The organism is Acetomicrobium mobile, from assembly GCF_937920065.1.
Window position 1 is genome coordinate 1 of sequence record NZ_CALETC010000267.1, and the last position, 3,577, is coordinate 3,577.

Here is a 3,577-nt window from a genome sequence, read left to right on the forward strand (position 1 = left end):
AAATCGTTACAGAATATATTTTCGAGTAGATAACGAAAAGGTAATTGATAAAAATTTAGTCAGCTTTTGCAGGGCTGGACTAGGAAATACGAGAAAGCCGGGAGCAAGCTAAAGCTCCCGGCCTTTTACGTTACCTGATGCTTTTTGCCTTATATATTATGATATATCCCTAGTTGGCCTACTGCCCTTATGCTGTCCTTGAAATAGCACCTTCAATCAAATCACCTATAAGATCAAGGCAATTTTATTGTATTCGCTTGCTGAAATAAAATTCAAGATTCAAGATCCGACCCCATTTCATAAAAGGAAGTGATATCATGTTCACGAATGAAAATAATATTGAAGATAGTTTCAAATTTGACTGGGAAGGCGGATTATCTGATGCAAACATAAAAATAAGTTCTGTTGACCTTCAGCATAAAGCTTTAGATTGGAGATAGGATCAATGTTTTTAATAGATACTAATATATTTTTGGAAATTCTTTTAGCTCAAGACAAAAATGAATTGTGCAAAAGCTTCCTAACGGACAACATTAGAGATTAAACCTCTAATCTAACAGGGTCAAAAGCTTCGACATTACTTCGCTGATAAGATCTTCATCGGCCTGTTCAATGAATCTGGCATTTCGAGCCCGCCAATCTATGTTTCGAATGGCATCTGCAAGAACAACTCCGCTCGTTTTCATGGAGTATTTCTCACAGTCTACCTCAAAAGGATAACCCTTTTTTTGACTTGTGAATGGGACAACGAGGCACAGCCCTGAACGAATATTATATTTGTAAGGAGAAAGAACAAGGACAGGACGAGGGTTTCCTCCCTGCTCGTGACCCCTTACAGGCTTTAAATCTATGATTACAATATCGCCCCGGTCCGGAAAACGGCTCTTACCACCACTCTTTTCCCTCATCGTTGCCCCAATCCGTTTCTCCGTGCCTGTTCTCCTCGGTTATTTTGGATACCAAATCGTTTAAGCAATATTTATGAGCGGGATAAAGCACGATGCGATCGTTCTCAAGCGAAACATCGACGGTAAGCCCAGGTTTCAGCCCCAATGCATCTACCACATATTTTGGCAGTCGTACTCCAACGCTGTTGCCCCACTTTGAGAGTCGAACTGAAGAAGTCATCTTAAACACCTCTTATATATGATACACATAGTATATCACATATATGTTGGATTTATATGCAAGCTAAGTTAAAGTCCTGAACATTCTACACCAAAAATTCAAGATTAAAGATCCGACCCCCATTCATTATTAACCTGCTAGCCTAAAATTCAAGATTAAAGATGCGACCCTTGTGCTTTTATTCTACCTTTTTTCCCTTTTTGGCTTGGGAAGGTTAGAAATACCGGCTTTGTTTAGATTTTCATGAATCCGGCGCTTTAACATCAATGGATAACCTCTGGAATGATATATCTTATCATAAATTTCTCGAAGCTTTTGATCAGATATTTTACCTTTAATTTGGATTTTTTGAGACTCCAGGTTCTCTAAAAAGATATCTTGAGGAATTACTAAGTCTCTATGAGCTAAATCTAAGATACATTCTTCGGTAAAACCAAATCCCTCATTTGGGCTAAACCGAACGAAGGGATTTTCCGCCCGCCTTTCGCCTGGCTCGTAATATTGCGTCTGAGTAGTTGTGGTTGGAGCAATTATCATAATAGAAGAGGTATCATCAAATGGATCCGGGTTATCTTTATACTCCCCTAAATAGACAAACCACCGTCGCTTCGTCTCTTCATTTGAATAAGGATACTGATCCCACGTAAAGACATCGCCCACATCCATGACAAATCACTGGCAGGAAACTAAGAAATAGTTTTTGCTTCTTCCCTGTCTTTCATGCCCTTGTAAACCAAAAAATACTCTTCTTCAGGCGTTAATTCATTCTCGCTCTTTTTAGAAAGATCATCAAATTCGTCTTCATATCTCATTGGCATTCTACCCCTTCCATACTTTACGGCAATATCCCAGGCCTTATTCCAAGCTTTGATCTCCTTGTGAGCATTTGCTATTAGGTTATCAAGATTGACGCCATCCTTTGTATAGTCGTCCAAAATCTCTTCCATTAAATCTATTTCATCGTCAGCAAAATAATCAAGGTTTGGCTTACCTACCGGTTCAACTCTATATCCCCCGTCAGCCGTCTCGATAAATTTAAACTTTTCAAATCTTAAACCAGAGCGAATATCGTATAAAGGGTATGGAACGGGCCCAAATTTCATAGCATCATACTCCAAGCCAATACATGGAACACCTGTCTTTTTAAGCGAACGAAAATCGAGAAGTGCAAGAAACTTATATATCCAAGTTTGGCGTGGATAATATCCTTTTCGCCTATTAAATTCGAAAGCAAAATAAGCTATAGCATTCTGCAACTTCTGCTTCCTAAAAGGGATCATTTTGTTATATCCCCCCCTTTCCTACATATATACAATTATGATTATATTTAAGAGGCAAGTCAATAAAAAGCCGAATAGCCAGCGCTAACTTTAATTCATCATCATTATCGAGGTTTATCTCCGGAAGCTTTAGCACCCTCATAGTATCTCCTCCAGCGACATATATAACCCAAATAAAAATCGACTAAACCAGCCCTCGCTGGTTAACCTTGCTGCGATCTATGCCAAGTTCATTTCGTCTATTTACTGCCCAAGCACCTTCAACACTTCGTCTTTTGATTTCGCGTCGAGCACGGCTTCGGCCGCAGCATCAAGTTTGGATTCATCGGTGACGGAGCGGATCATCTTCTCCTCAGATGATGACAGGCCGAATTTGCGGCGCAGTTGTTTTATAAGCACATCTTGTTTGCCTTTGATTTCGCCTTCTTGTTTGCCTTGTTGTTTACCTTGTTTTATCAGCTTTTCTGCCAGAGACGGCACGATTTCTTCACCTCCAAGTTCTTTTACTATCCGTTGCATGGTGTCTTGGTCTACATCCACAGTGTAAAGCAGGTATAAAAACAGTATCAGTTTTTCTTCCTCAGGCAAGTTAATTATAACAGTTATCTTCGCGATATCCTCTATGTCACGTAAGGCTACAAGCTTCATGATCATCAGGCTTGCCATCAAAAAGGGTGTGGCTTTTGCCTTTTGTTCTATCTCTTTGTTAGGAATTTGGGTTAGGTCTACTAATACGTAGTTGAACTCAGGGATGTAAGGTTTTATGGTTTCGTTTAAGCTGTCGAACTGTCCTTGAAAATGAGTCGTTATATTCCAGCTTGAAGAGCCGTGATAGATGACTACGGGAATTATAGGTGTAAGTGGTACATTTTTCTTTTTCTGTTCGTCCCACGTTACGGTCATATAGCTTAGTATTTGAAGTAAAACTCCGGGATCAGGGTATGACTTATGCTCGAATACGAAATAAAGCTGTCCTTTTGTATCTGCTATTTTGCATTCAACTGCTATGTCCATGTAGTACTTGTTGTAGCCTTTGATCTTTTCTGTTGGAATGAGCTTTATTTCCTTTAAATCTATCTGGCTTGAAATGTCTTTTGGGAGAAATTCCTTTATGAACTGTCTTACGTTTGCTTCGTCTGACATTACCCTTTTAAAAAGCCTGTCGTGGG

The 3,577-nt window shown here is 39.5% G+C and carries 7 protein-coding genes; 1 reads left to right on the forward strand and 6 read right to left on the reverse strand.

Annotated elements, in window-relative coordinates; translation table 11 throughout:
• The first annotated feature begins 317 nt into the window (after positions 1–317).
• Complete coding sequence (locus tag Q7P41_RS10050) at positions 318–440, forward strand: hypothetical protein (RefSeq protein WP_303883970.1); 123 nt, start codon at positions 318–320, stop codon at positions 438–440.
• Positions 441–548: 108 nt separating this feature from the next.
• Here the strand turns inward: Q7P41_RS10050 and Q7P41_RS10055 are convergent, their stop codons facing one another.
• The 6 genes from Q7P41_RS10055 to Q7P41_RS10080 form a co-directional block, all read right to left on the reverse strand.
• On the reverse strand, positions 549–908 hold the full coding sequence (locus Q7P41_RS10055) for a type II toxin-antitoxin system PemK/MazF family toxin (RefSeq protein WP_303883972.1): 360 nt from the start codon (positions 906–908) through the stop codon (positions 549–551).
• On the reverse strand, positions 886–1,128 hold the full coding sequence (locus Q7P41_RS10060; protein WP_303883974.1) for an AbrB/MazE/SpoVT family DNA-binding domain-containing protein: 243 nt from the start codon (positions 1,126–1,128) through the stop codon (positions 886–888). Before Q7P41_RS10060 ends, Q7P41_RS10055 begins: the two co-directional genes overlap by 23 nt.
• Before the next feature lie 183 nt (positions 1,129–1,311).
• The gene (locus tag Q7P41_RS10065) at positions 1,312–1,794 is read right to left on the reverse strand and encodes a hypothetical protein (RefSeq protein ID WP_303883976.1); all 483 of its coding nucleotides are present in this window, start codon (positions 1,792–1,794) and stop codon (positions 1,312–1,314) included.
• A gap of 20 nt (positions 1,795–1,814) precedes the next feature.
• Positions 1,815–2,408, reverse strand: coding sequence for a Panacea domain-containing protein (locus Q7P41_RS10070; protein WP_303883977.1), 594 nt, complete (start codon positions 2,406–2,408; stop codon positions 1,815–1,817).
• A 4-nt stretch (positions 2,409–2,412) separates the two neighbouring features.
• Complete coding sequence (locus tag Q7P41_RS10075; RefSeq protein ID WP_303883979.1) at positions 2,413–2,550, reverse strand: hypothetical protein; 138 nt, start codon at positions 2,548–2,550, stop codon at positions 2,413–2,415.
• Positions 2,551–2,651: 101 nt separating this feature from the next.
• Positions 2,652–3,577: Rpn family recombination-promoting nuclease/putative transposase (locus tag Q7P41_RS10080; RefSeq protein WP_303883982.1), on the reverse strand; the 926-nt coding region annotated here is incomplete at its 5' end.